This is a genomic window from Streptomyces sp. CY-1 (genome assembly GCF_047218265.1).
GTDB lineage: Bacteria > Actinomycetota > Actinomycetes > Streptomycetales > Streptomycetaceae > Streptomyces > Streptomyces niphimycinicus.
In genome coordinates, this window is sequence record NZ_CP178393.1 from 6,513,634 (window position 1) to 6,539,730 (window position 26,097).

A 26,097-nucleotide genomic window follows, 5' to 3' on the forward strand; every position below is an offset into this window, starting at 1 on the left:
GATCGGGTTGGCCGACGGCGGCCGACCTCAGCGCCCGCGTGGCGGCGGCCCCCGGGCCGCTGTCGGCTGTCCGCCGGCCCGGGCCGACTTCACCGCGTCTGCCAGACGCCCCGCGACCGAGCGGGCCTGGGCGCGGGCCCGGTTCGGCCGTGAAGCAGGTCCGGTGCGGTCGTGGTGCGAGTCCGGCCCGGTTCGGTCGTGATGCGGGCGCCGTCCGGTCGTGATGCGGGGCCGGTGCGGCCGTGAAGCAGGGCCCGTCCGGTCGTGGAACGGGCCCGGTGTGGCAGTAAGGTGCGCACGGTTCGGTCGTGGGTCGGGGTGCGGGTGGCCTGGCCCGGGCCGTCCCGCCTCGCGTCCTGTGGCTGATGATCTTGACGGGCCTCGGACAGATCGGGACGTCCCCGGCAGTGTCTTTCCCGTCCGTCGCTCGGTTAGTTGGGCGTGGAGACCAGAAAAGCCCGCATGCCTTCGCCCATGGCGGGAAGCGCGCGGGGATTCGACGACGAGCCGCAGTTGACCATGGCCAAGGTGCCATGCGATCCCGCGCAGGTCGCCGTCAACGCCCCGAGCTTCCGGGTGCAGCTCAGCGCCCCGGTCGTCAGCAGCGCGCTGGCGAGCACGGCCCGGCTCACCCGCGTCCCGGCCCCGGGCCGGCGTCGGCCGCCCGTGGTATGGAGTGGCCGCACCCGCCCCGGCGGGGACACCGCGGCGACCCGGCTGCTTCAGGCCGTGCGGTACTCCGCCGAGGGATTGACCGACAGTCTGTCCGACGGCCTTTCCGATGGGCTGGGCCGTTCCCGGTCCGGGGAGGGCGCCGAGGACGTGGGCGCCACGCAGGTGCTGCCGCGGATCGCCTTCGACGAGGACACCCCCACGGTCATCGGCCCGCGCAGCCCCCGTACGGGGAACGCGCCCCGGTCGTCCGGCGGGCGGCGCCGTCCGGGTGCGGACGGCCCGGGCGAGACGGGCGGGGCGAGCGCGGTGGCGCGGGCGGCCGGGGCGGAGCGGCGCGGCGCGCCCTCCGGACGGCCGGGCGCCATCGACGGCGACGGGGACGGGGACGGGCCGCGGGGCGTCACGGTGCCGCGTCCGCGCCGCCACGCCGAGTCCGTACGCCACGCCTACTACCCCGGGCGCCGGATGAACCTCGGCGTCGTCCTGCTCCCGCTGCGCATCTTCCTCGGCTTCATCTCCGTCTACGCGGGGATGGGCAAGCTCTCCGACCCCGTCTACTTCGACGGCGGCGAGCGCGGTTCGATGGTCACCTGGCTGCGCGCGCTGCACCCCTGGCCGTTCGCGGAGCCGCTGCGCGACCTGGCGCTGGAGCATCCGGTGGGCGCCGGGCTGACCGTGGCGTTCCTCCAGATCGTGGTCGGAGTGCTCACCGTGCTCGGGCTGTGGCAGCGGCTGGCCGCCTCGTTCGGCGCCCTGCTGTCCGCCGCGCTGATCCTCACCGTGAGCTGGCGTACGGTGCCGGTCTACGACGCGCCCGACATCATCTACCTCGCCGCCTGGAGCCCGCTGGTCATCGCGGGTGCGCCGGTCTACTCGGCGGACGCCCGGCTCGCCGGCGAGGCATGGCGGCGGCTCGGCCCCCGGGCCGAACTGTGGGAGCTGCGGCGCCGGGTGCTGCGCCGCGGCGGTGTGATGGCGATGGTGGTCGCCGGGCTGACGCTGCTGGTGGGCTCGCTGCTGGGCACCGCCGTACGGTCCTCGGAGGTCGTGAAGGCGCCGGAGCCGAGCGATCTGCCGACGAACAACCTGCCCGGCTCGCCGCTGCCCAGCAAGTCCGTGGAGAGCCCGCGCGGCGGGCAGCGCGGGCCGATGGGCACGGGCGGCGGATCGGCCGAAGCGCCGTCGCCGCGCGAGCGGCTGCCGCACCGCCCCAAGCCGTCGGCCTCGGCGTCGACGTCCTCCTCCGGGGTGCCGAGCGCGACGGGGTCCGCGTCCGGCACGTCCGACCGCCCCAGCAACGGATCGCGGTCGCGCCCGGGCCTGGGCACCACCCCCCGCTCCCCGCGCCACCCCCTGGCCCCGACGGCGGGCCCGTCGTCGCTGGGCGGCGCCGGGGGAGGGATGTCCGCGGGCGGCCCGGAGGGCGGCCCGCCGGAGGACAACACGCCCAACGACAGCGCCCCCGCCGCCGACGAGGCCGCCTTGGGCGGCCTCCTCGGCTGAGCCGGAGCGGACGGGGCACGGCCCCGGGCGACCAGCGAGCGGGTGGCTGGCCGGTGCCCGCGCTCAGCACCGCGTCCGCCCGCGGGCGGGCGAGGAGTCCCTGGGGCAGGCCCGTGCGGCGAGTCCGTGGGCGGGTGGCGGCCCGTGCCCGGGCTCAGCAACCGGTTCGCCTGCGAGCGGGCAGCGAGTCCGCAGGCGGCCGAGGGACCAGCGAGCGGGTGGCTGGCCGGTGCCCGCGCTCAACGCCGCGTCGCCCGCGGGTGGACGACGGACGGGCGGGCGGACGAGGAGTCCGTGGGGCAGGCCCTGGGGCAGGCCCGTGCGGCGAGTCCACAGGCGGGCGGCGGCCCGTGCCCGCGCTCAATACCGCGTCCGCCCGCGGGTGGACGACGAGCCCCTGGGTCGACGACGAGCCGCGCCCAGCACCGCCCGAGCCCCGAGTAGCGGGCCCCGGAGCACCGGGCAAGCGGGGCACCGAGTGCCTGAGCAGCGGGCCCCGGAGCACCGGGCAAGCGGGGCACCGAGTGCCTGAGCAGCGGACCCCGGAGCCCCCGAGCAGCGGGGCGCCTGAGCAGCGGACCATGGAGCGCCCAAGCACCGAAGCCCCCGAGCACGGGACCGCCGGAGCCCCCGGGCAGCCGGGCACCCGAGCACCGGACCCCGGAGCCCCCGAGCAGCCGGGCACCGGACCCCGGAGCCCCCGGGCAGCCGGGCACCGGACCCCGGAGCCCTCGGGCAGCCGGGCACCCGAGCACCGGACCCGGGAGCCCCCGGGCACCCAAGCCTCCGAGCACCGGAGCCCCCAGTGCCGGGAGCCCCCGTTCCCCCGGTGGCGCTCAGGCGTGTGGGACCGGGGCAGTTTCGAAGGGGCCGTGGCCGTGGGGTGGGGGGCCTGAGGCCAGTTCCTTGGCGGCTTCGGTCAGGTCCTTGGCGGTGTCGATGGCTCGCCAGTACGCGCCCTGGGGCAGTGGGAAGCCCGCCAGCCGCCGTTCCCGCGCCAGGCGCGGGAACGTGGTGCGCTCATGGTCGCCCCGGTCGGGCAGCAGCGCGGTGAAGGCGGCGGAGAAGACGTAGACGCCCGCGTTGATGAGATACGGCGAGGGCGGCGACTCGATGAAGTCCAGGACATGCCCGAACTCGTTGGTCTCCACCGCGCCCCACGGAATCCGCGGCCGGGCGAGGGCGAGCGTGGCGGTGGCCCCGCGTTCGTCGTGGAAGTCCGCCATGTCGCGGAGCGAGAAGCGGGTCCAGATGTCGCCGTTGGTGGCGTACCAGGGCCGGTCGGGCTCGGGGAGCCTCGCGGCGGCGAACTTCAGGCCGCCGCCGCGCCCCAGCGGCTCCTTCTCGACGACGGTGCGCACCCGCAGCGGCAGGTCCGCCGTCTCGAGCCAGTCCTGGAGGACGGCGGCGAGGTGGCCGCAGGAGACCACGGCGTCGGTGACGCCCTCGGCGGCCAGCCAGGCCAGTTGATGGCCGATGATCGGGGTCCCGGTGCCCGGGATCTCGACCATCGGCTTGGGGCGGTCGTCGGTGTACGGACGCAGCCGTGAGCCCTGGCCTCCGGCCAGGACGACGGCTTGTGTGGGGCGCGCGCTCTGGTGGGGATGCCCGGGTCTGCGCTCGTCGTCATCGCTCATGAACCGCACCATATGCGGTGGGAGGACCGCCGCAGGCGGAGCCGGAGCGGGAACGGCGGCAAGAGCGGGAAGGGCGCGGGCGGTACGGGCCACGGCGGGAGCCGCGCGGCCTCGGCGGGACGGGTGACGCGGTCAGCGGTACGCCTGGGTGATACCGGACGCGAACGAGGTGTCGCAGACGGGCCGGGCGTACGCCTGGGCGCGGCTCACACCGCCGTACTTGGCGACCGCGGCGCGGCCGAGCGCACGGGCGATGGAGGCGCAGTGCTGGGCGAGCGAGGGCCGTTCGGCCGTCGCGGCCTGGAGGTGGGTGAGCGCCACGGAGGGGTTCTTCTCCTGGAGCTCGGCCAGCAGCCGGTCGCGCAGCAGCTCATGCGGGGCCCGGTGGGTGGCGTGGGTGGACGCCCGGTCGGAGGAGGCGGTGAGGATCTGCGACTCGGCACTCGGCGAGGCCCAGGGGACGCGGGTGACCGCGAGGGTGCCGGAGAGGACGAGCACGACGGGGAGGACGAGAGCGAGTGTTCTGCCGATGCGGCGGGCTGCGGTGTTCACGGGGTAGTTCCTCGCGGGTGGGTGGTACGGGACTGCGGTACGCGGTGATCGTAGCGAGGAGCGACGATTTGGCGACATTCCGTCACCAGGCTGGGTGATGGAAAACCCCCCTTGGTGGTTGGAGGGTTGACGCTCGGGGGCGAAATGGTCGAAATGTCAGGGAATTTATCGACAACGCAACAACACGGCAACCGCCCCTCCCTGCAACGCACCAACCGCCCCTCCCCGCAACGCGGCAACCGCCCCCGCGCGACGCAACAGCCGCCCCCGCGCAACGCGACGGCGCCGCCCGTCCGCGTGCAGCGGACGGACGGCGCCGTCGGAACGACTGACGGGCCAGCGGCCTCAGTCGGTGAGCCGCTCCCCGGTGGAGGTCGAGAAGACGTGCATCTCGCCCGGCCGCGGCACGACGTGCAACTGCGCGCCCTTCTCCGGCACCTGGCGCCCGTTCACGCGGACGACCAGGTCCTTGTCCTCGCCGCCGACCTCGGCGGCGCCGTAGACATAGCCGTCGGCGCCGAGCTCCTCGACGACGTTGACGGTGACGGCGAGACCGGCCGGGGCGTCGTCGGACGCCTTGGTGAGGGCCTTGGCGGCGCCGCCGTTCTGCTCGACCACGTCGAAGTGCTCGGGCCGGACGCCCACGGTGACCGTGCGGTCGCCCTTGTCGGCCGCGGCGCTCAGCGCCTCGCGCGAGACCGGGACGACGCTGTTGCCGAACTTCACACCGCCGTCGGTGATCGGCACCTCGACGAGGTTCATCGCCGGCGAGCCGATGAAGCCCGCGACGAAGAGGTTGGCGGGGCGGTCGTACATGTTGCGGGGCGAGTCGACCTGCTGGAGCAGGCCGTCCTTCAGCACCGCCACCCGGTCGCCCATGGTCATGGCCTCGACCTGGTCGTGGGTGACGTACACCGTGGTGATCCCGAGCCGCCGCTGAAGGCTGGCGATCTGGGTACGGGTCTGCACACGGAGCTTGGCGTCCAGGTTGGACAGCGGCTCGTCCATGAGGAACACCTGCGGCTCCCGGACGATCGCCCGGCCCATCGCCACCCGCTGCCGCTGACCACCGGACAGCGCCTTCGGCTTGCGCTCCAGGTACTCGGTGAGGTCGAGGATCTTCGCCGCGTCCTCGACCTTCTGCCGGATCTCGGTCTTGTTGACGCCGGCGATCTTGAGCGCGAAGCCCATGTTCTGGGCGACGGACATATGCGGGTACAGCGCGTAGTTCTGGAACACCATGGCGATGTCCCGGTCCTTCGGCGGCAGGTGGGTGACGTCCCGGTCACCGATCCGGATGGAGCCGCCGTTGACGTCCTCCAGTCCCGCGAGCATCCGCAGGGAGGTGGACTTGCCGCAGCCGGAGGGGCCGACGAGGACGAGGAACTCGCCGTCCTCGATGGCGATGTCGAGCTGGTCGACGGCGGGCTTCTCGGTGCCCGGGTACACCCGGGTCGCCTTGTCGTACGTGACAGTGGCCATGGTGATCTGTCCCTTCACCGGCAGGAACGTGCCGGACGATCCGAGTAAAGGAGGGGTCTAGTCCACCGGAGGTGGATTGGCGTGACGCTATACCGCAGAGGGCGGCCCTGTCTCTAGGCGGGAGCCGGGAATTTTCGAACGGATCACGCCCCGGGGGCGGGTACACTGCTGGGGACGCCGACTTAGCTCAGTTGGTAGAGCACCGCTCTTGTAAAGCGAAGGTCGTCGGTTCGAACCCGACAGTCGGCTCTGAGCCCGGGCAGCGATCCACGGCTGAATGACGAAAGCCCGCCATCGACGATGGCGGGCTTTCGTGACGGGTGAAGCGCGTCGGCCGTGACCGGACCGGCCGGTGTCGCGGCGGCCGCCCGCGGCCGGGCGGGCGGTGGCACCTCCCGGAGGGGTCCGCGCGGGCGTTCGGGCACTCGCGCCGTGTGCGGTGAACGCGGGGTGAACTTTCCTCGGGGCCGGGTTCTTCACCTCCGGTGTTGCAGCATGTTCCGCATCTGAGAAGTCTTCGCGGCCCGTCGCATTGCAGCTTCCTGCACCGGATGTTGCCTTCCGAGATTGAGTACGTTGATATGGTCTCGACGGATCGGATAACCCGTGCGTTCTTGGCGACGGGTTCTCGACGGCCACCGGTCGGTGGTCGCCGGACAGGGGGCAAAATGCATGAGCGGGAGTTCCGCGCTTTCGTATCCATCGCAGAGATAGGGCGTATGGATCAAGCGGCCAAGGCGCTCGGCTATTCACAACCGGCCATCAGCTACCAAATCAAGTGCCTCGAGCAGATGCTGGGCACCAAGCTTTTCACTCGCGACTCCACCGGTGCGCAGCTCACCAGGGAAGGTCGCATGATTCTTCCGTCCGCACGTGCGGTGCTCGCGTTGATCGACAGCATGAAGGGCGTCTGCGCCGCGGCCTGACGCGTACGGCAATCGCCACTTCGGTCCGGATTGTGGCGGCCGTCACCCAGGAATGGGGAACTCCTCATGTGGACGATCGCCGCATGGCTTGGAGCGGTATGACCCGCTGGTTCGCGGCTTTCGGAGTCATTCTCCGATTCCCTATGATGGCTGGCAGTAACAGGACAGATACCGCCCGGACGCTCGCTGAAAGCCTCCTGACCGATGCGTACAGTGATGATCGCGACGGTGGAGGCGGCGGAGCCCGGGGGTTGCACTACAGCTAGCTGACAACTTCAGGGGTTCGCGTGGCGGGGCCAAGGGGGGGCGTTAAGGGGGCGGCCCACCTGCTCTTTCTGGGCCAACTCGGATGCATTGACTGGCGTAGGAGTGGGAACTACTGTCGGCCGCGCATCGATGATTGAAGTGTTCCGTCTTTCAACCTTTATTGACGGGACATACCTGGCCATTCAGGGGGATGGTCACTCACTTCAACCTCCCAGCCGCATCCCGGGCCTACCGGTCCGAGATCCGCTGGTGATCGTTGTGTCATAACGGGGGTAATAAGCGTGGCAGGTTTGGCGATGGCGCCTGTTTCCGCGAGAGCGGGGGAACAGGCGGCGATAGGCGCGGCTTCGGGAGCCGGCGGCCCCGAACCGGGGCGTGACGGTGTGGTGCAGGCACTGCTCCAGGCCCGTAAATTGATCGAATCGACGGTGAATCTGCACCGTCGCACCGTGGCCCGGCACGCCGTGGTGACGATGAAGGGGAATGACGCGGCCGTCGCGAACGCCGTGGAGGCGCTCGTCGACCGGGCCCGGCACGGCATCAGCATCGCGCTCCCCGCCGGCGGCGACCGGGCCGAGGTCATGCTCTCGGCGCTGCGCCGGCTGAACGGGCCGGACCATGAGCGCATTCCGGTGCGGCTGCTGTGCACGCCGGGTTCGCTCGCCGACCCCGCGATCCGGGCCGCTATGGAAAGCGGTGTGAATACGCAGGTCAAGGTCGTCGACGCGGTCATGGAGATGCTGATCGTGGACGGCGGCGTGGCGATGGTCCGGTCCTCCGCGGAGCGCGGGGGAGGGGATGTGGTGTCGGTCATCGAGGACACGGCGTCCGTCCGGGCCCTGGATCTGCTGTTCGCCGGTGCGTGGTCGGGCGCGGTGCGCCCCGCGGAGCACCGCTGGATCAGCGAGCGGCTGCGTACCGAGTCCGCCCGGCGCATCCTGGAGCGGCTCTGCAAGGGCTACACCGACGATGTCGCGGCCCGTGAGGTCGATGTCTCGTTGCGCACCTACCGGCGCCATGTCGCGGAGATCATGCGGGCGTTGGGGGCCAATTCCCGGTTCCAGGCGGGGGTGCGGGCGGTCGAGCTGGGTCTGCTGTCGACGGCCGACTGACCCGCCCGGCGGCGCGGTGCGGCGCGGTGCGGGTCGGGCCGCGCCGCTGGGCGGACACGAGTGGGTGTTCCGCCGTTGATACGCGATGAAGAACTCACACGGGGGTGAGTGGTGTGCCATCCGGGATGTCCGAGAGCGCTTCGGGCAGCAGCCGTCGAGAGGTCGACCTCGTTCCGGTCGAGGCCGCCGATGAATTCGAACGGGAGCTGCTGGAAGTCAGCGCGCTCCTGGCGTCCACGGTGGACAGACGCCGCAATCAGCTCCACCGCGACTCCCTGGTGGACGTCATCGACGCCCATGAGGACGCCGTCGAGCGGGCGGCGCGGCTGGTCACCAATGCCACCACGCGCGTCGATGTGGTGCTCGCCGCGGAGCCCGCGTACTCCGAGGCGGTCCATGAGGCCCTGACCGGGCTGCTGTCCGGTGCGGCGCGGAAGACCTCCCGGGTGCGGCTGCTGTGCACGCCCTCGACGCTCGACTGGCGGTTCGTCTCGGCGCATGCCGCCGAACCGCGGGTACGGACCCGGGTGGCCCGGATCCCCGCGCTGGTGGCCGTGATCGCCGACAACGAGCACGCGCTGGTGTGCGCCGCGTCGGTGGCCGGCCGCCGGGCCTCGGTGGTCCGCGCCCCCGGTGTCATCCAGCCGCTGGTCGCGCTCTTCGACGGGGTGTGGCGCAACGCGGTCGAGGTCTCCGACCGCATCGAATTCGGCGACAAGACGCGGGCGGATATCGCACAGCAGATACTCGAGCGGTTACGGGCCGGGGTGACCGATGAGGTCGCGGCCCGGGAACTCGCCATGTCCGTACGCACTTACCGCAGATATGTCGCGGAGATCATGGCGTTACTCGGGGCGAATTCACGATTTCAGGCCGGGGTGCGCGCCGCGGAACTCGGTCTGCTCATCTCGCAATCACCCGGCGAGCGACGGTGATACGCCATCGCATTTTTTTCAGTTGCCCACGGCAGCTTCATGACGGGCCGTTGCCCGGTGCGTCGGGGCGCGGCTAGAACTGGCCGCAAGGAATGCGGGCGGGTCACCAGGGCGACGGGGGATCGGCCGACGATGACGAGGAGGTGCGTGGAGAAGATGGCCGTCGGCATCGACAGCAAGTGGTTCCGCAGATACGGGGCCGAGGCGGCGCCGCGCAGGCGGCTGGTCTGCCTGCCGCACGCGGGGGGTTCCGCCGGGTTCTTCCACGGCTGGGGGACCGCCTTCGACTACGGCGTGGAAGTGCTCGCCACGCGCTATCCGGGCCGCCAGGAGCGGCTCGTCGAACCGGGCATCGACCGCATCGAGGACCTCGCGGACGAGGTCACCGCGGCCCTGCTGCCCTTCGCGGACGCGCCGTTGACCCTCTTCGGCCACAGCATGGGCGCGTCCGTGGGGTACGAGGTCGCGCTGCGGCTGGAGAGCCGGTACGGCATCCGCCTCCAGGCGCTCTTCGTCTCCAGCCGGAAGGCCCCGCACAAGCTCACGCCCCAGACCACCTACCTGGACGGCGACGAGGCGCTGCTGGAGGAGGTGCGGGGGCTCGGCGGCACCGATGGCGCGCTGCTGGACGACCCGGATCTGCGCGAGGTGGTGCTGCCCGCGCTCCGGGCGGACTTCAAGGCGGTCGGGACGTACGGCCCGCGCACCGCGGCGCCGGTCAGTTGCCCGGTGGTGGCCCATGTCGGGGACGGCGACCCGCATATCACCGCGGAGGACATGGCCGCCTGGGGCGAGGTGGCACCGGCCGGTTTCGAACTGCGGGTGCTGCCGGGGCACCACTTCTACCTGGTGGAGCAGCGCGACGCCGTCGTCCGCGCGCTCGCCGAGCATCTGGGCTGAGCTCATGGCCCACTCGACGATGACCTCACCGCCGCTGATGAGCGGAGTGGGCGTACTCGACAAGGCGTCGCTGCTGCTGGGCGTGTTGGAGGGCGGTCCGGCCACACTGGCCCGGCTGGTCTCTGACACCGGTCTGAAACGGCCCACCGCGCACCGGCTGGTGCTGGCCCTGGAGCGGCTGGGACTGGTCGCCCGCGACGGGCACGGGCACTTCGCGCTGGGCCCACGGCTTGGCGACATGGTCGTCGAGGCCCGCCAGGACCGGCTGAAGGCCCAGGCGGGCCCGGTGCTGGCGCAGGTGAGCGCCCGGACCGGGGCGAGCGCCCGGCTCCACCGGCGCCGCGGCCGGATGCGGATCTGTGTGGCCGCCGCCGAGGCGCTGGGCGGTGAGCCGATGCCGGTGGGCACCGCGTTTCCCATGAAGTCCGGGGCGGTGGCCCAGGTGCTGCTCGCCTGGGAGGAGCCGGAGGTGCTGTACGAGGCGCTGCGCGGGGCCCGGTTCACCGCGGCCATGCTCTCCGGCGTACGGCGGCGGGGCTGGGCGCAGAGCGTCGGGGGCTGGGAGCCGGACACGGCGACCGTATCGGCGCCGGTGCGCTCCCCGGACGGCCGGGTGATCGCGGCGCTGTCGCTCTCCGGGCCGATCAGCCGGGTGGGCCGCAATCCGGGGCATCAGCTCGGCTGTGAGGCGATCGACGCGGCGGTGCGGATCGCCGAGTTGTCAGGTTGCTGACGCCTCGCGGACGGCGGGGCGGGGTGGGACGAGGGCGGGGGTGGTCGGGCCGAACGACACCGAGGCCGTGGGGAGGCAGCAGTGCGGCAGGTGGAGTTCGGGATCCTCGGACCGGTGGAGGTGCGCGTCGACGGGCGGCTGCTGCCCGTCGACGGCGCCAAACAGCGGACCGTGCTGGCCGCCCTGCTGCTCTCCGGCGGGCGGGTGGTCTCGGACGACCGGCTCAGCGAGCTGCTGTGGGGCCGCAATCCGCCGGTCACGATGACCGCGCAGCTCTACACCCATATCTCGCGGCTGCGCAAACGCTGCGCCCCCTGGCTCCACTTGGCCCGCCGGGGGCCGGGATACACCATGGACCACAGCGGGGCCCGGTTCGACTGGGAGGAGTTCCAGCGCCTGGCCGAGCAGGGGCGCGGGGAACTCGCCGACGGCCGGTACGCGGAGGCCGCCGAGCGGCTGCACACCGCCCTGGCGCTGTGGCGGGGGCCCGCCCTGTCGGATGTGACCGGCTTCCTGGAGGAGACGGAGCTGCCGCGGCTGGAGGAGGCCCGGATCAGCGCGGTGGAGCACCGTATCGAGGCGGAGCTGGCGCTGGGCCGGCACGCCCGCTCCGTACCCGAACTGACCCGGCTGGTGGCCGAGCATCCGCTCCGGGAGGCGCTGCGCGGCCAGTTGATGACCGCCCTGTACCGGTGTGACCGGCGGGCGGACGCGCTGGCGGTCTACGAGCGCGGACGGCGGGTGCTGCGCGACGAACTCGGGATGGACCCCGGCGCGGGGCTGCGCCGGGTCCACCACGGTGTGCTGCGCGGCGAGCTGCCGGGCCCCGCCGCCCCGGAGCCGGTCCGGGTACGGCTGCACAAGGCGGGGCGGGCGGGCGTCCCCGGACCCGAGTCGATGGCCGGGGACATCTGGGCCGGTCTGGTGCCCGCCATGCTGCCGACCGACATCGGCGATCTGAGCGGGCGCGCCGAGCAGCTCGCGGCCGTGTCGGACGCGCTGCGGGCCCCCGGCCGCGGCGGGGCGACGGTGCTGACCGGCGCTCCGGGCACGGGCACCTCGGCGCTGGCGGTGCATGCCGCGCACCGGTGCCGTGAGGACTTCCCGCACGGGCAGCTCTACGCCGATCTGCGGGAGGAGGACGGCGGGCCCAAGGATCCGCTGGACGTACTCGGCTGGTTCCTGCGGGCACTCGGCGCGGGCCACCACGATCTGCCCGCCGCCCTGGACGAACGGGCGCAGCTCTACCGCAGCCGGCTGGACGGCCGCCGGGCGCTGGTGGTGCTGGACAACGCGGTCGAGGACCGGCAGGTGCGCCCGCTGCTGGTGAACGGCGACGGCTGCCGCACCCTGATCACCGGCCACTCCTCGCTCACCTCGGTGGAGGGAGTGCGGCTGGTGCGGCTGGATCCGCTGGACCCCGCGGAGGGGCGGCTTTTGCTGGCGGCGCTCGCGGGGCCCGGGAGGGTGGCGGCGGAGCCGGAGGCGGCCGACCGGATCGTGGCCCGGTGCGACGGGCTTCCGCTGGCGCTGCGGATCTGCGCGGCGCGGCTGGCGGCGTATCCGCAGTGGCGGCTGGCCCATCTGGCGGACCGGCTGGCCGCCGCGGACCGGCGGCTGGGCGAGCTGTCCCTGGGCAGCCTCGATGTGCGGGCGACGCTGAGCCGCTGTCACGCCCGGCTGGCGCCGACGGCCCGGTACGCGTTCCGGGTGCTGGCGCACCGGGCGGAGGGCTGCGCGTTCACGGCGCGTCAGGCGGCCGTGGAGCTGCGGTGGCCGGAGGGGCGGACCGAGGACGTGCTGGAGTCGATCTCGGAGGTCCGCCTGCTGGACATCATCGCCGACGGGGATCAACTGCGGTACCGCTACCGCCCGTTGGTGCGGCTGTTCGCCCGTGAGCAGCGGGGCCGGGGCCCGGGGCCGCGGCCGCCGGCGGACGGCACGGGCTGATCCGGCCGGGCCTTCGGGCTTCCCCGGGCCGGGCCCAGGGCGGCCCTGGTGGTCGCCGGGCCCGGCCGATGCGCGTGGCCGATGCGCGTGGCCGTTGCATGCGGCCGATGCGCGTGGCCGATCCCGGCGCGTACGCCTCAGGGCGTGTCCACCATGGTCGTGCTGTGGACGGCGTTGATGAGCATGGCCACCAGGCTGGCCCAGCGGGCCCCGGCGTCGCTCATCAGCGACTGCCGGGGCCCGATGTACTCGGCGTACTCCGTGCGGTGCGGGTCGAGCGCCAGCTCCCTGACGACCGCGGCGAACTCCGCCGGATCGCTGAGATCCCGGCGTTCCAGGTGCTGGAGCCAGGCCGTGAAATCGAGTTCCACTCCGGCCGGAATCTCAGTGGTCGATACGTTTTCCACTGCACCTCCCTGGTTCGTGCGGACCGGCATCCATGTCCGCGGGACCAGGATGGAATGCCCGCCTATGGTCGGCCTATTCCAAAGGAGGTCCGTGGCTATAGGCCGGTGATAGACGGTTCGGCGGGTCGTACGGCGTTCGGCTAGACGCGCGGGAAACGGGCCTGGAGATTCCAGATCGCGGGGTTGTCCGCGAGCCCGTCGTGCAGATCCACCAGATCCGCGATCAGATCGTGCAGGAAGTCCCGGGCCTCGCGGCGCAGCGCGGTGTGGGAGAAATTCAGCGGTGGTTCCGTGGCCGGTGCCCAGTCGGCGGTGATGTCCACCCATCCGAAGCGTCGTTCGAAGCGCAGCCGGTCGGTGGATTCGGTGAAGTCGAGTTCCGCGTGGACGGGGGTGGCCGAGCGGCTGCCGCGCGGATCCCGGTCGAGCAGTTCGACGATGTCGCACAGCGCCCAGGCGAAGTCCAGCACCGGCAACCAGCCCCAGGCGGTGGACAGTTCACGGTCGGTCGCGGTGTCCGCCAGATAGACATCGCCGCAGAACAGGTCGTGGCGCAGGGCCTGGACCGGTGCGCTCCGGTAGTCCGTCTGCGGCGGGTCCGGGAAGCGGCGGGAGAGGGAGTAGCCGAGCTCGATCACCGACCGATGGTGTCATGGTGTTCCGCCGGCCCGCGGCCGGGGCGGGCCCTGCGCTGGCACCTTCCTGTTAGCGCCATTGTGGAAGATCAACGGACTCGGATAGAAATCCAGTCAGTTGGCGGAACACCCCCTGTCCAGTACGTGGACGGCGGGACATTCGACTCCGGCGGTGGTCATCCCCCGAACGACCGCCGGTGTCTCCCTTCGGCACGCCCGTGGTGCTTCGCGCACCCGCCGCGGCATGCCCGGGGAGGAGATCAGGGGCCCGGACACACCGTGCGAACCGACCACGGAACCGAGCCCCTGATCAGGGGATGGCGGCGGACGAGAACCATTCGCTGGCAGCTTCCTGTACCGGCTGTTGCGCGGTTCCGGCCGCGCGGATAGTTCTGGTGGAAGCGCCGATAAATAACCGCCGTCGAGCGGGAATCCGGGTAGCGAGCAGGTCTGCCGACCGGGTTGTGGCAGCTTTATGCAGTGGGCATTGCGCGGTATGGCGGAGTGCCATAGAAAGATCCGAGTCCGAAATGGAAACGGCCTGTGGGTCGGCCTTGTTCGAAAGTGGGGGATCCATCATGAGTTCGGTGCACGAGGAGCGGGTGCAGAAGATCAAGGAGATCGTCTGCGACGTTCTGGAGATCGAAGAGGACGAGGTTACGGAGACCAGCCTCTTCAAGGAGGACCACTCGGCTGACTCGCTGCGTTCCATCGAAATTCTCGCGAATCTCGAGAAGGAATTCCACGTCACCATCGACCAGTCGGAGCTTCCCCGGATGGTGCACCTCAAGGGCGTCTACGAGGTAGTCGCCGAGTCCGCCGGCTGGTAAAGCGGCGCTTTCGTAATCGCGGACACGGCCGGAACAGCGGACGAGGGGGACGGGATGGCGGAGTCGGGGCATGCGAGCCCGCGAAGAGTGGTGATCACCGGTCTCGGTGTGGTCTCCAGTATCGGCATGGGCGTCGATGAGTTCCGGCGCGGACTGCGCGCCGGAAGCAGCGGGGCCAAGCCGATCACGGTGTTCGACGTCGAGGGGTTCGACCATGCGAACGGCTGTGAGGTGGAGGATTTCGACCCCGAGCGGTGGATACGCCACCTCGCGGTCGAGCAGCTCGGCCGGGCGACGCAGTACTCGGTCGCCGCGGCCCGGATGGCGATCGAGGACGCGGGGGTCTCCATCGCGGACTGGCGGTCGCTGCCGGGTCTGATCTCCATCGGGACCACCGACGGTGAATCACGGGATCTGGACCACCTGGTCGAGGCCGAGATCACCCACGGTCCCGAGCATATGTCGCCCGAACTCGCCCGCCGCGTTCCGGCCGGCCGTCTGTCGGCGGCCATCGCGCAGGAGCTCCAGCTCTCCGATGTGGAGGCGGTGACGATTCCGACCGCCTGCGCGGCCGGCAACTACGCCCTGGGCTACGGCTATGACGCCGTCCGCTCCGGGGACGCGGAGTACGCGCTGTGCGGCGGCGCGGACGCGATGTGCCGCAAGACGTTCTCCGGTTTCTACCGGCTGGGCACCATCGCGCCGGACCGGTGCCGGCCGTTCGACGTCGACCGCAAGGGCATCCTCACCGGTGAGGGCGCCGGGGTGCTGGTCCTGGAGAGCCTGGAGTCCGCACTGGCCCGGGGCGCCCGGATCTACGCCGAGGTGCTCGGGTACGGCCTGAACTGCGACGCCTACCACCAGGTGGCGCCGAACCAGGACAGCGTCGGCCGCTGTATGCAACTCGCCCTGGAGAACGCCGGGGTCAAGGCCGACCAGGTGGACCTCATCTCCGCCCATGGCACCGGCACCAAGGCCAACGACGTCACCGAGGCCCGCGCCATCCGCGAGGTCTTCGGCAGCCGTCCGCCCAGGACCATCTCGATGAAGTCGATGATCGGCCACACCATGGGCGCCGCCAGCGCCCTGTCGGCCATCGGCTGCGCCCTGGCGATCACCGAGAAGTTCATTCCGCCGACCATCAACCACACGACCACCGACCCCGAGTGCGATGTGGACTGCGTGCCCAATGTGGCGATCGAGGCGGAGCTGAAGGTCGTGCAGAACAACGGCCTGGCCTTCGGCGGCAACAACGCGGTGGTGCTGCTCGGCCGGTACGACGGGGTGCCGGCATGAGCTGGGCGGTGACCGGCATGGGCGCCGTGGCCGGGGTGGGCGGCGATGTCGACGAGGTTTTCCACAACCTGTGCGCGGGCCGCTCGGCGGTGGCCGAGCTGCGCGGCTTCGACCACGCCCTGCACACGGCCCGCCATGCGTACGAGGTGGACAACCGCCCCGCACCCGGGGTGGACGTCACCCGCCGGGCGACCGGGCTGCTGCTGGACGCGGTCGGCCAGGCGGTCCGCGACGCGGGCCTGGACGAGAGCGATCTGAGCGGGGTGCCGGTCCTGGTCGGCACCGGGCTGCGCGAGCTGCGCTCGGTGGAGCTGTGGCGCACCCAGGGCGCCGAATTCCCCGCCGCGGAGCTGCACTTCGGCACCGCGCTGCGCGAGGCGTTCCGGGCCGATGACACCCACACCCTGTCCAACGCGTGCTCGGCCGGGCTCTACGCCCTGGCGCTGGGCGTGGACCTGCTGGCGCAGGGGGCGGACACGGTGGTCGTGGCCGGGGTCGACGTGCTCACCGAGACCATGTACGGCCTGCTGGAGCGGGTGCAGCCGGTGCCCCCGACCCGGGTGCGGCCCTTCGACCGCGACCGGGACGGCGTCCTGATGGGCGAGGGCGCGGCGGCTGTCGTGCTCAGCCGGGTCCCCGGCACACGTCCGGTGCACGGCCTGGTCCGGGATGTCGCGGTCAACTGCGACGCCTTCCATGTGACGGCGCCGGACCCGGCCGGTATCGCCGAGGCGATCAGGGAGGCGCACTCCCGTGGCGGGGTGAAGCCCGCGGACATCGACCTGCTGATGGTGCACGGCACCGGGACGCTGCTCAACGACGAGGCGGAGGCGACCGCGCTCGCGGACGTCTTCGGCCCGGACCGGGACAAGCCCCTGGTGACCGCCACCAAGTCGATGACCGGGCACACCTCGGGCGCCTCCGGGCTGCTCAACCTGGTGGTCACCCTGCGCTGCCTCGCCGAGGGGCGGGTGCCGCCGACCGTGGGCCTGGAGAACCCGGTGGACGAGGCGGACGGATTCCGCTTCGTCACCGGCGAGGCGGCCCGGCGGCCGCTGACCGTGGCCCAGTTGAACGCATTCGGCTTCGGCGGGATCAACGCCGTAGCGATCCTGGAGGCGGCTCGATGACCGTGGTGGTGAGCGGGGTCGGCGTGGTGCTGCCCCGCGCGAGGACGGCACCGGAGCTGATGGCACCGGTGGCCGAGGCCCCGCCGGTCGAGCCGAAGGACCTGGTCGGCCGCAAGGGCCTGCGATACAAGGACCGGGCCACCCAGCTCGCCTACTGCGCGGCCGACGCGGCCCTGCGCCACGCCGGCCTGCTGGACGACGGCGGGGGCCTGCGGGTCCCCGGCGGCAGCGTCGCGGTGGTCGCCAGCTCCAACTACGGCAATCTCGACACCATCTGCCGGGCGATGGACACCATCGCCGAGCAGACGGCGGCGGCGGGCAGCGCCATGGATCTGCCGAACGCCTCGAGCAATGTCATCGCCTCCTCCGTCGCCATCCGCTTCGGGCTGCGCGGTCCCAATCTGATGCTGTGCAACGGCGCCACCTCCGGGCTGGACGCCGTCCACTGGGCGGCCACGCTGATCCGCGGCGGCCGGGCCTCCCGGGCGCTGGTCCTCGGCGTCGAACCCGACAACGAGGCCGTACGCGCCTTCACCGGCGGAGCGCGGACCGTCGACGGGGCGGCGGCGCTGGTGGTGGAGAGCGAGCAGTCGGCCGCCGAACGGGGCGCGAACGCGCCCGCCGTGCTCGGCGATTACGTCCGGGGCGCCGGCCTTGGCCGCACGCTGGAGCGGCTGGCCAAGGCGACCGGCGACCGGCCGGCCCTGTGGCATCTGCCCGAACAGCGGGCCGCCGCCGTACCGGACACCCTGCTGGAGGGCGTGGACCGGCACGATCTGGCCGAGGTCTTCGGGCTGGGCTCGGGTGCGCTGGGAGTGCTCCAGTGCGCCGCGGCCGTCGGCTGGTTCGCCCAGGGCGGCGCCGGTCCGGTGTACGCCACCGCGGGCACCGACGCCGACGACGCCAGCGCGGGCATCGCGCTGCACGGGCGGGCAGCGGCCTGATGTCGACCGGTGACCGCCTCGTGCCGGGGCTCGCCCAGGAGGACGGCGGGCCCGCCGTGGAGTCCGCACGGGGCGAGAAGGACAGCCCCGTGGTCGTGACCCGGCGCGCCCCGGGCGAACCGGGGCGGGGCCGGGCGCTCCTCCTGCACGGACTGTCCAACAGCAGCACGGTGTGGGACGCCTGCGTCGAACACGGCCGCCAGGCCGGCGGGCCCGAGATATGGGCCGCCGATCTGCCCTGGCGGGGCCGGAGCGTCGCCGGGTGGAGCGCCCGGGGCGATCTCGTGCCGTATCTGGGCGACGCCCTGCGCGCGGTGCCGGGCGGCGCCGGTGTGGTGGTCGCCCATTCGATGGGCGCGAACGTTCTGATGGAGTTCCTGGGCCGCCGGATCGAGGAGGGCCTGGACCCGTTCGCCGAGTTCGGCATCCACGGCATGGTGCTGGTGGCCCCGTTCTACCGGCGCACCGCCGAGGAGTTCGACTGGGCGAGCCTGGCGTACTCCGTGAACACCATGGCCCCGCTGATCGCCGAGGGCATCCGGGTGCACGCCGGGGACCGGGTCCCCGGGGCGGCCCGCCACCAGCTCGCCGAGCGCATCCGGGACTGGGTCGGCCCCTACGGCTGGATGCGGTTCTTCGAGATCTATCTGCGCACCCCCGCCCTGCGGCTGGGACGGTTCACCGTGCCGTGCCTCGTGCTCTCCGGTGCGGACGACTTCGCCGCGCCGCCGGCCGAGGGCCGCGCGCTGGCGGACGGCCTTCCCGACGCCGAGTACCGCCTGCTGCCCGACTGCGGGCACTTCCTGATGATCGAGCGGGCGCGACAGTTCGCCGCCCTGCTCGATCGCTTCGTCAGCACGACCTGTTCGGCCGTCCGTCCGCACGGCGGTCCCGGCCTCGGATTCCCATGGGAGCACGATCGATGACCACAGTGGCCGAAAGCGCCGTCAAGAGGCTGCTCACCAGCGAGACGACCGCGTCGCTGCGCACCCGGTACGAGGGCTCCAACATCTGCACCTGGATCGGGTTCAAGCACATCAACTACCTGGTGGAGGAGGCCATCCTCTGCCACTTCGCCGACGCGGACCTGGCGGCCCGGGCGCTGTACGCCGAGCACGGCCTCGGTGTGGACATCGTCGACCTGGACACCCGGATCCTGCACGCCCTCTACATGGACGAGACGGTCCAGGCGCGGGTGGTGCCGACGGCCGGGGACGGCGACTCCTTCCTCTCCTTCACGGTGGCCCTGCACGCCGACCGGGACGGCGAGGACACCAAGGTGGTGGCCGCCAACGCCAAGGTGGTGCTGCGCTCGGACAGCTATGTCGAGGCGGCCGGTGAACCGCCCGCCGAGCTGGCCCGGTTCGTCACCGGCCGGCTGAGCACCCCCGGCGCCGTCGCCCCCGAGCCGCCGGAGCTGACCGGCCTCGACCTCACGGCCGTCACCACCTCGCTGTCGGCCGGCCGCGGCACCTCCGGCCCCGACCCGGTGCTCGACCTGCTGACCTCGGGGAAGAACGCGTTCGGCTGGAAGTGGCGGATCCCCTACCCGTACTGCCACTTCTCGGAGCGGCTCCAGATGTCCAGCTATCTGCGGCAGATGGAGGAGGTCGTGGACCTCTTCCTGGCCGACCGGGGCATCTCGGTGAAGACCCTGCTGGACGAGCGCCGGTGGATCCCCGCCTGCCCGCACTCCCGGATCCAGATCCTGGACGAGGCGCTGATGGAGGAGGACCTCTACACGGTCTACACCGTCGAGAACGTCTTCAAGGACTTCACCTACACCTCCCGCATGGACTGCTATGTGGTGCGCGACGGCCGCCTGGTGCCGACCGCGACCGGCAAGGTCACCCATGGCTACGCCCTGATCGAGAACCGGCGGGACTGGAACCTGATCACCTTCGACGAGCGCGTCTCCAAGGCGCTGCGCGGCGAGTCCTGACCGACGACGGCGACGAGCGACGGAGCAGACATGAGTGGCGGCACAGCTCTTGTGAATCGACCGGTCATCACGGCCTGGTCCGCGGTATCGCCCTTCGGGATCGGCCGCGCGGCCTTCACCGAGGGGATCAGGGAGCGCCGGCCCGCGGCGGCCCCGCTCGATGACGAGCGGTGGCAGGCGGCCGGGGACCGCGCCTGTCTGGTGCCCGACTTCGACCTGCGCACGGTGCTCGGGAAGAAGGGGGTCCGCTCGATGGACCGGGTGACCGGCCTCGCGGTCACCACGGTCGCCCGGCTGCTCGACGACGCGCCGCGCAACCGGTGGGTGGCCACCGGCGAGGACGCCGCCCTCGTCCTGGGCACCACCACCGGCAGTGTGCAGAGCCAGATGGACTTCACCCGGGACTCGCTCACCGGGGAGAAGCCGTATCTGGTGGACCCGGCGCGCTTTCCCAACGCCGTCATGAACTGCGCCGCGGGGCAGAGCGCGATCTGGCACCAGCTCAAGGGGCCGAACACCACGATCGCCGGTGGCCACGCGGCTGGGCTGTACGCCCTCAACTACGCGCGCCGGCTGCTCACCTTCGGCCGGGCCAGGACCGTACTGTGCGGTGCGGTCGAGGAGTTCTCGCACTCCCGCTCCTGGCTGGAGCGGCACGCCCACCAGCCGGGTACCGAGGGGCCCGCGCAACTGCCCGGTGAGGGCTGCGGGCTGCTGCTGGTGGAGCAGCGCGGCCCCGACGCGCGGGACGATGCCGAGCAGCCGGTGCTGGCGGAGATCCTCGCGGTGGAGATGGGCATCGCGCTGGACGGCGGGGTCCGCCCCGCGCTGGCGGCCTGTCTGCGCCGGGCGCTGGACCGTGCGCAGGTGCGCCCGGAGGAGATCTGGGCGGTCTCCACCAGTGAGGCGCCCGGCCCGTCCGGGGAGCAGGAGCGGGCCGCCGTGGCGGAGGCCGCCGAGGGGGCGGAGCTGGTCCAGCTCACCCAGGCCGCGCTCATCGGGGACACCGGGGCCGCCGCGGCGGCGTTCCAGATCGCCGGGGTGCTGGTGCACGCCGAGACCACCCCCGAGGCCGCGGGCCGGGTGGCGCTGGTGACCTCCGTCGACCGTGACGGCGCGGTCGGCTGCGCCCTGCTGCGGCTGGCCGGGCCGCGATGACCGGGGCCGCCGGGATCATCGAGGGTGCCGCGATGCCGGACACCCGGCCGTGCAGTCCGGTCGCCGTACGGGTGGAGGTGGTCCGTCCGGCCGCCGCCGACGACCGGGGCAAGCTGCGTGCGGCGACGGCCGTCACGGTGGGCGAGGACGAGGCGGTCTTCCCCGGGCACTACCCGGGCTTCCCCATCTTCCCCGGGGTCTGCGTGATCGAGTGCGTGCACCTCAGCGGTCTGCGCACCCCGCCGCCGGGCTCGGCCGCTCTGGAGCTGGTGGCGGTGGAGAGCACCCGGTTCCTCAGCCCCGTCTTCCCGGGCGACCGGCTGACGGTGGACCTGGTGTGGACCGGCGGGTCCGGGGCGTGGAAGTGCGCCGCCAAGGTGGCCACCGAACGCGGGCCCGCCGCCCAGGTCAGACTGCGGTTCGCCGCCGAGGAGGCGTGATGATCGGCCAGTTGGAGATCAGAAAGGTGCTGCCGCACCGGTTCCCGATGCTGCTGCTGGACCGGGTGACCGAAGTGGTGCCGGGCGAGCGGGTGACCGCCGTGAAGGCCGTGACCTGCAATGAGCCCTGGTACCAGGGGCTCGGACCGGACGCGCCGGCGGAGGCGTACGGCTATCCGCGGGTGCTGCTGCTGGAGTCCTGGTGCCAGTCGGCCGGGCTGCTGGCCACCTGGGAGTCGCCGGATCCCGATGTGCTCGAGGGCCAGGTCATGCTCTTCGGCAGTGTGTCCGGGGTCGAGTACCACCGGCCGGTGCTGCCGGGGGACGTACTGGAACACCGGGCGTCCATCACCCGGGTGGTGGACGACACCGTGATCATCGAGGGCGGTTCCACGGTGGCCGGTGAGCCCGCTCTGACCGTCGGCCTCGCGGTGCTGGCCTTCCGCCCGGCGGCGGAGCTGCGGCCCGGGGACCCGGCCCCCGCCCCCGCCCTCGCCTGACCCCTGGCAACAGACCTCCGGCCCCCTGCGGCCGGCCGAATCGCTTTGGAGAACCAATGGCAGAGAACGCATCCCGGGTGGCGCTGGTCACCGGCGGTTCACGGGGAATCGGCCGGGCCACGGTGGTGCGTCTGGCACGGGACGGCTTCGATGTCGCCTTCTGCTACCAGTCGAACGAGGCGGCCGCCCTGCAACTGGAGAAGGAGGTCACCGAGACCGGGGCCCGGGTGCTCAGCCGCAAGCTCGACATCCGTGACGCCGAGGCGGTGCGCGCGCTGATCGCCGAGACCGAGCAGACCCTCGGTCCGGTCGACGCGGCCGTGACCGCCGCCGGTATCACCCGTGACAATCCCCTGCTGCTGATGAAGGACGACGAATGGCATGACGTACTGGACGTCAACCTCGACGGCGTCTACCACGTCTGCCGCTCCGTGGTGTTCGGCATGATGAAGCGCAAGAGCGGGGTGATCGTCAACATCTCCTCGGTCGCGGGCGTGTACGGCAACGCCACCCAGTCCAACTACTCGGCCTCCAAGGCCGGGATCATCGGCTTCTCCCGGGCCCTGGCCAAGGAGGTCGGGCGGTACGGAATCCGCGCCAATGTCGTCGCCCCGGGGTTCATCGACACCGATATGACGTCCGTGCTCACCGGCCAGGTGAAGGACAAGGCGCTGGAGTCGGTGCCGCTCGGGCGGCTGGGGCGGGCCGATGAGGTCGCCGACCTCGTCTCGTACCTCGTCTCGGACCGTGCGGCCTATGTCACGGGCTCCGTCGTCCAGATCGACGGCGGCATCACCATCTAGCATCGCCCCGAACCCAGGAGGTTCCGTTGGCCGTCAAGCCACCGCGCTGGTATTTCTCACTCCGCAGCCCCTATTCCTGGCTCGCCTACCGTGAACTCACCGAGAACGCCCCCGATGTGGCGGACGCGATCGAATGGCGCCCTTACTGGGAGCCGGACGAGGTGAGCGAGGGCCTGCTGGCCGACGCCGGGATCCACCTTCCCTATGTCGCGATGTCCAAGGAGAAGCACTTCTACATCCTCCAGGACGTCAAGCGGGCGGCCATCGAGCGCGGCCTGCGGATGGTCTGGCCCATCGACACCGCCCCCAACTGGGACGTCTCCCATCTCGCCTATCTGGTCGCCGAGGACGCCGGCCGCGGGCGGGACTTCATCGACGCCGTGTACCGGGCCCGCTGGGAGAACGGCATCGACATCTCCGAACGCGCCACCATGGCCGCGATCGGCCATGAACTGGGCCTGGACCCGGACGCGTTGGCCGGTGCGGCAGACGATCCGCAGATCCGCCGGCGGGGCATCGAGGCGCTGCGCGCGGTGGACCGCGACGGAGTGTTCGGAGTGCCGTTCTTCATCCACCGGCACGACAAGTTCTGGGGGCTGGACCGGCTCTCGGGCTTTGTCGCGAGCGTCCGTGCCAAGACCCGCACCGTCATCGAACAGCCGGAGAACGACCGCGGGATCGAGCCGGCCCTGCTCGTCCCGGCCGGTGACGCCGGGCACGCCGGCGGCTGCGGCTGACCGGACGTACCCGAAACGAACCGACCGACCTCATAGACCCTCGTCGACCCGATAGACCCGGCAGAAAGGCGAACCCGCCATGAGCAACCCCTTCGAGGACGAGAACGGCAGCTACTACGTGCTGGTCAACGACGAGCGGCAGCACTCGCTGTGGCCGGCCTTCGCGGAGGTACCCGCGGGCTGGACCGTCGTCCACGGCCAGGACAGCCGTCAGGCGTGCCTGGACTACATCAACGAGAACTGGACCGATATGCGGCCCAAGAGCCTGATCGAGGCGATGGGCTGACGCACGCCGCCTCCTCCCTCGCCACGGGGCCCGACAACCTGACGTCGGGCCCCGTGGTGTGTTTCCGGCGGGTTGCCGCATGACATCCGGGCAGCCACGGTCCGAGCGGGACGATCCGGACTACTGTTGACACCCTCTTCATCGCACACGGGGGAACGTGCCATGACCTGGCTGGCTGCCACCAGCATCGACGACCTGTCCTTCGGACTGCTGATCATGCTGATCGCGGTGTCGTCGCTGGGCGTCTTCGTCTTCGGCGTCTCGGCGATCTCCGGCCGGCTGCTCGGTATCCGGGTGGGGCCGCTGCGCGCCCTCGGTGCCGGTCTGGCCGGGCTGGGCGCGATGCTCGCCTTCAAGCCGACCATGCACGACCAGCAGAGCATGGGCGTGCTGTACGGGGTCCAGGTCGGGGTGTCCGTCCTCGCCGCGATGGCCGCCCTGGTGCTGGCCGAGGTCTTTCTGCCGCAGGGCAGTTGGGCGCTGCCCATGCGGCTGTGGCGCGCGCTGCGCAGCCGGCTGCGGCGCACCCGCCGCTATTCGCAGATCAGCCGGATCTTCATGCGGCACGGCCTGAGCCGTCCGCTGCGCAGCCGGCACAGTCTGGAACGGGCCCTGCGGCCGGGCGAGTTCGGCGAGCGGATGGCCAGGGGGCTGCGGCTGGCGCTCGAGGAGTGCGGCGGGGCCTTCATCAAACTGGGCCAGTTGCTGTCCACCCGGCGCGATCTTCTGCCCCCGCACTTCATCGACGAACTGAGCCGGCTCCAGAGCGATGTGCCGCCCGCGCCGTGGGGGGAGGTGGCGGTGCTGCTCCGCGAGGAGCTGGGCAGGCCGGTGGACGACGCCTTCGAGTGGATCGAGCAGATCCCGCTCGCCGCCGCCTCCATCGCCCAGGTCCACCGCGCCAAGCTGACCGGGGGCCCGGTGGTCGTGGTCAAGGTCCAGCGCCCGGGGATCCGCGAGCGGGTCGAGCGCGATCTGGACATCGTCGTCGCGATCACCCGCGGCCTTCAGCAGCGGTCCCGGTCCTCCCACGCCATGGGGCTGCGGGATCTGGGCGACGGCTTCTCCAAGTCGGTGCGGGAGGAGCTGGACTTCCGGATCGAGGCCAACAACGCCGCGGTGGTGGCGGCGTCCTGCGACGGGTACGAGCCGGACGCCCTGGTGCGGGTGCCCCGGGTGTACGAGGAGTTCACCACGGCCAGGGTGCTGGTCCAGGAGTGGCTGGAGGGGGTCACCTTCGACCGTGCGGCGGCCGTCGCGGACCGCAAGGGGCTGGACCGCCGCCAGATCGCCCGGACCGCGTTCGCCGCCATGCTCCACCAGATCCTGCGGGCGGGGGTGTTCCACGCCGATCCGCATCCGGGCAATGTGCTGCTGCTCGACGACGGACGGATCGGCCTGCTCGACTTCGGCTCGGTGGGCCGTATCGACCCGACCGTACGGCACGCCCTCCAGGAGATGCTGGTGGCCGTCGACCGCGGCGACCGGGCGGGTCTGCACGACGCGCTGATGGCCCTGCTCGGCACGCGGGCCACCAGGAGCGAGGACCTCATGCTCAACTCGCTCTTACTGGAGCGCGAGTTGGGGCAGTTCATGGCCCAGCACCTGGGGGTGGGGGCGCGGCCGGACACCGAGATGTTCACCGCGCTGTTCCAACTGCTCGCCCGGTTCGGGCTCGCCGTGCCGCCGGAGGTGGCCGCCGTCTTCCGGGCGCTGGCGACCATCGAGGGCACCCTGGGCCGGGTCAGCCCCGACTTCAACATGATCGACGAGGCCCGGGCGATCGCCGTGGACCTCCTCACCGCCCGGCTGCGGTTCCGCGCCACGGGTACGGGCCCGGGGAGCGAGGAGGAGGACGGGATATCGTCCGGGTTCTCGTCCCTGGCGCGGGGCGCGGTCCATGAGTTCCTGTCCGCGCTGCCGATGCTGCGGCGGCTGCCCCGGCGGGCGGAGCGGATCGGCGCGTCGCTGGAGGAGGGGCGGTTCACGGTCCGGGTGCGGGTGCTCGCCGACGAGCGGGAGCGGCGCTTTGTCTCCGGGCTGATCCACCAGTTGACGGTCACACTGCTGGCGGCCTGCACGGGGCTGATGGGGGTGGTCCTGGTGGTGTTCGGCACCGGGCGCGGGCCCCGGGTCACCGCGGAGGTGGAGCTCTTCCCGCTGCTCGGCTATCAGGTGCTCGCGGTCAGCGCGATCCTCATGCTGCGCGCCCTGTACACGGCGATACGCAGGCCCAACAGCCACGACACGTTCTAGCGCCCGAGTCCTGGGCGGTACGGGACACTCGTTGCGCACACCCGTGGACCGGCTCCTGGGC

Annotated in this window: 25 protein-coding genes and 1 tRNA gene; 21 read left to right on the forward strand and 5 right to left on the reverse strand. The window is 71.9% G+C overall.

Going from position 1 to position 26,097, the window contains the following annotated elements:
- The first annotated feature begins 462 nt into the window (after window positions 1-462).
- The gene (locus ACK1X7_RS28175; protein WP_413115799.1) at window positions 463-2,178 is read left to right on the forward strand and encodes a DoxX family protein; all 1,716 of its coding nucleotides are present in this window, start codon (window positions 463-465) and stop codon (window positions 2,176-2,178) included.
- Window positions 2,179-3,014: 836 nt separating this feature from the next.
- On the opposite strand, the gene ACK1X7_RS28180 is transcribed toward ACK1X7_RS28175, so the two are convergent.
- From ACK1X7_RS28180 to ACK1X7_RS28190, 3 genes are all read right to left on the reverse strand, one after another.
- Window positions 3,015-3,815, reverse strand: a complete 801-nt coding sequence (locus tag ACK1X7_RS28180) for a nucleotidyltransferase family protein (RefSeq protein WP_385154195.1) — start codon at window positions 3,813-3,815, stop codon at window positions 3,015-3,017.
- A gap of 132 nt (window positions 3,816-3,947) precedes the next feature.
- Window positions 3,948-4,367, reverse strand: coding sequence for a hypothetical protein (locus ACK1X7_RS28185; protein WP_211124969.1), 420 nt, complete (start codon window positions 4,365-4,367; stop codon window positions 3,948-3,950).
- A gap of 345 nt (window positions 4,368-4,712) precedes the next feature.
- Window positions 4,713-5,849: an ABC transporter ATP-binding protein gene (locus ACK1X7_RS28190; protein ID WP_385154192.1), complete on the reverse strand. Its 1,137-nt coding sequence runs from the start codon at window positions 5,847-5,849 to the stop codon at window positions 4,713-4,715.
- Window positions 5,850-6,025: 176 nt separating this feature from the next.
- Between ACK1X7_RS28190 and ACK1X7_RS28195 the strand changes: the two genes are divergently transcribed.
- The 7 genes from ACK1X7_RS28195 to ACK1X7_RS28225 all read left to right on the forward strand — a co-directional run bounded on the left by ACK1X7_RS28195 (window position 6,026) and on the right by ACK1X7_RS28225 (window position 12,672).
- Window positions 6,026-6,098, forward strand: a tRNA-Thr gene (locus ACK1X7_RS28195).
- A gap of 419 nt (window positions 6,099-6,517) precedes the next feature.
- Entirely contained in the window at window positions 6,518-6,775 is a 258-nt protein-coding gene (locus ACK1X7_RS28200) for a LysR family transcriptional regulator (protein ID WP_014061570.1), read from the forward strand.
- A gap of 650 nt (window positions 6,776-7,425) precedes the next feature.
- A complete protein-coding gene (locus ACK1X7_RS28205; protein WP_385147026.1) occupies window positions 7,426-8,154 on the forward strand; it encodes a helix-turn-helix transcriptional regulator in 729 nt (242 codons plus the stop codon).
- Between the two features lie 125 nt (window positions 8,155-8,279).
- On the forward strand, window positions 8,280-9,089 hold the full coding sequence (locus tag ACK1X7_RS28210; protein WP_383142411.1) for a LuxR family transcriptional regulator: 810 nt from the start codon (window positions 8,280-8,282) through the stop codon (window positions 9,087-9,089).
- A 156-nt stretch (window positions 9,090-9,245) separates the two neighbouring features.
- Complete coding sequence (locus ACK1X7_RS28215) at window positions 9,246-9,989, forward strand: thioesterase II family protein (RefSeq protein WP_385147091.1); 744 nt, start codon at window positions 9,246-9,248, stop codon at window positions 9,987-9,989.
- A 4-nt stretch (window positions 9,990-9,993) separates the two neighbouring features.
- On the forward strand, window positions 9,994-10,722 hold the full coding sequence (locus ACK1X7_RS28220; protein ID WP_385147030.1) for an IclR family transcriptional regulator: 729 nt from the start codon (window positions 9,994-9,996) through the stop codon (window positions 10,720-10,722).
- 81 nt (window positions 10,723-10,803) lie between these two features.
- Window positions 10,804-12,672 (forward strand): AfsR/SARP family transcriptional regulator, encoded by a 1,869-nt coding sequence (locus ACK1X7_RS28225; RefSeq protein ID WP_390793120.1) that lies wholly within the window; start codon window positions 10,804-10,806, stop codon window positions 12,670-12,672.
- 137 nt (window positions 12,673-12,809) lie between these two features.
- Here ACK1X7_RS28225 and ACK1X7_RS28230 read toward each other — a convergent pair whose 3' ends face one another.
- Complete coding sequence (locus ACK1X7_RS28230; protein ID WP_385147036.1) at window positions 12,810-13,079, reverse strand: hypothetical protein; 270 nt, start codon at window positions 13,077-13,079, stop codon at window positions 12,810-12,812.
- 140 nt (window positions 13,080-13,219) lie between these two features.
- Window positions 13,220-13,717, reverse strand: a complete 498-nt coding sequence (locus ACK1X7_RS28235) for a hypothetical protein (RefSeq protein WP_361496915.1) — start codon at window positions 13,715-13,717, stop codon at window positions 13,220-13,222.
- A gap of 575 nt (window positions 13,718-14,292) precedes the next feature.
- On the opposite strand from ACK1X7_RS28235, the gene ACK1X7_RS28240 reads away from it, so the two are divergent.
- The 13 genes from ACK1X7_RS28240 to ACK1X7_RS28300 all read left to right on the forward strand — a co-directional run bounded on the left by ACK1X7_RS28240 (window position 14,293) and on the right by ACK1X7_RS28300 (window position 26,036).
- On the forward strand, window positions 14,293-14,544 hold the full coding sequence (locus ACK1X7_RS28240; protein ID WP_014061562.1) for an acyl carrier protein: 252 nt from the start codon (window positions 14,293-14,295) through the stop codon (window positions 14,542-14,544).
- Between the two features lie 54 nt (window positions 14,545-14,598).
- The gene (locus ACK1X7_RS28245) at window positions 14,599-15,840 is read left to right on the forward strand and encodes a beta-ketoacyl-[acyl-carrier-protein] synthase family protein (protein WP_361496912.1); all 1,242 of its coding nucleotides are present in this window, start codon (window positions 14,599-14,601) and stop codon (window positions 15,838-15,840) included.
- Window positions 15,837-16,970, forward strand: coding sequence for a beta-ketoacyl synthase N-terminal-like domain-containing protein (locus tag ACK1X7_RS28250; RefSeq protein ID WP_385147039.1), 1,134 nt, complete (start codon window positions 15,837-15,839; stop codon window positions 16,968-16,970). Before ACK1X7_RS28245 ends, ACK1X7_RS28250 begins: the two co-directional genes overlap by 4 nt.
- Window positions 16,967-17,914, forward strand: coding sequence for a beta-ketoacyl synthase N-terminal-like domain-containing protein (locus ACK1X7_RS28255; protein ID WP_385147042.1), 948 nt, complete (start codon window positions 16,967-16,969; stop codon window positions 17,912-17,914). The genes ACK1X7_RS28250 and ACK1X7_RS28255 overlap by 4 nt, the downstream gene beginning before the upstream one ends.
- Window positions 17,914-18,840 (forward strand): alpha/beta fold hydrolase, encoded by a 927-nt coding sequence (locus tag ACK1X7_RS28260; RefSeq protein WP_385147045.1) that lies wholly within the window; start codon window positions 17,914-17,916, stop codon window positions 18,838-18,840. Before ACK1X7_RS28255 ends, ACK1X7_RS28260 begins: the two co-directional genes overlap by 1 nt.
- On the forward strand, window positions 18,837-19,856 hold the full coding sequence (locus ACK1X7_RS28265; protein WP_385147048.1) for a hypothetical protein: 1,020 nt from the start codon (window positions 18,837-18,839) through the stop codon (window positions 19,854-19,856). The genes ACK1X7_RS28260 and ACK1X7_RS28265 overlap by 4 nt, the downstream gene beginning before the upstream one ends.
- A 30-nt stretch (window positions 19,857-19,886) precedes the next feature.
- The gene (locus tag ACK1X7_RS28270) at window positions 19,887-21,014 is read left to right on the forward strand and encodes a beta-ketoacyl synthase N-terminal-like domain-containing protein (protein ID WP_385147051.1); all 1,128 of its coding nucleotides are present in this window, start codon (window positions 19,887-19,889) and stop codon (window positions 21,012-21,014) included.
- Window positions 21,011-21,454, forward strand: coding sequence for a 3-hydroxyacyl-ACP dehydratase FabZ family protein (locus tag ACK1X7_RS28275; protein ID WP_385147054.1), 444 nt, complete (start codon window positions 21,011-21,013; stop codon window positions 21,452-21,454). The genes ACK1X7_RS28270 and ACK1X7_RS28275 overlap by 4 nt, the downstream gene beginning before the upstream one ends.
- Window positions 21,454-21,954: a 3-hydroxyacyl-ACP dehydratase FabZ family protein gene (locus ACK1X7_RS28280; protein WP_361496891.1), complete on the forward strand. Its 501-nt coding sequence runs from the start codon at window positions 21,454-21,456 to the stop codon at window positions 21,952-21,954. The genes ACK1X7_RS28275 and ACK1X7_RS28280 overlap by 1 nt, the downstream gene beginning before the upstream one ends.
- A gap of 56 nt (window positions 21,955-22,010) precedes the next feature.
- Complete coding sequence (gene fabG, locus ACK1X7_RS28285; protein WP_385147057.1) at window positions 22,011-22,757, forward strand: 3-oxoacyl-[acyl-carrier-protein] reductase; 747 nt, start codon at window positions 22,011-22,013, stop codon at window positions 22,755-22,757.
- A gap of 26 nt (window positions 22,758-22,783) precedes the next feature.
- Entirely contained in the window at window positions 22,784-23,494 is a 711-nt protein-coding gene (locus ACK1X7_RS28290; RefSeq protein ID WP_390793118.1) for a 2-hydroxychromene-2-carboxylate isomerase, read from the forward strand.
- Window positions 23,495-23,573: 79 nt separating this feature from the next.
- On the forward strand, window positions 23,574-23,780 hold the full coding sequence (locus ACK1X7_RS28295; RefSeq protein ID WP_385147063.1) for an MbtH family protein: 207 nt from the start codon (window positions 23,574-23,576) through the stop codon (window positions 23,778-23,780).
- Window positions 23,781-23,942: 162 nt separating this feature from the next.
- Complete coding sequence (locus ACK1X7_RS28300; protein WP_385147066.1) at window positions 23,943-26,036, forward strand: ABC1 kinase family protein; 2,094 nt, start codon at window positions 23,943-23,945, stop codon at window positions 26,034-26,036.
- The last annotated feature ends 61 nt before the right edge of the window (window positions 26,037-26,097 follow it).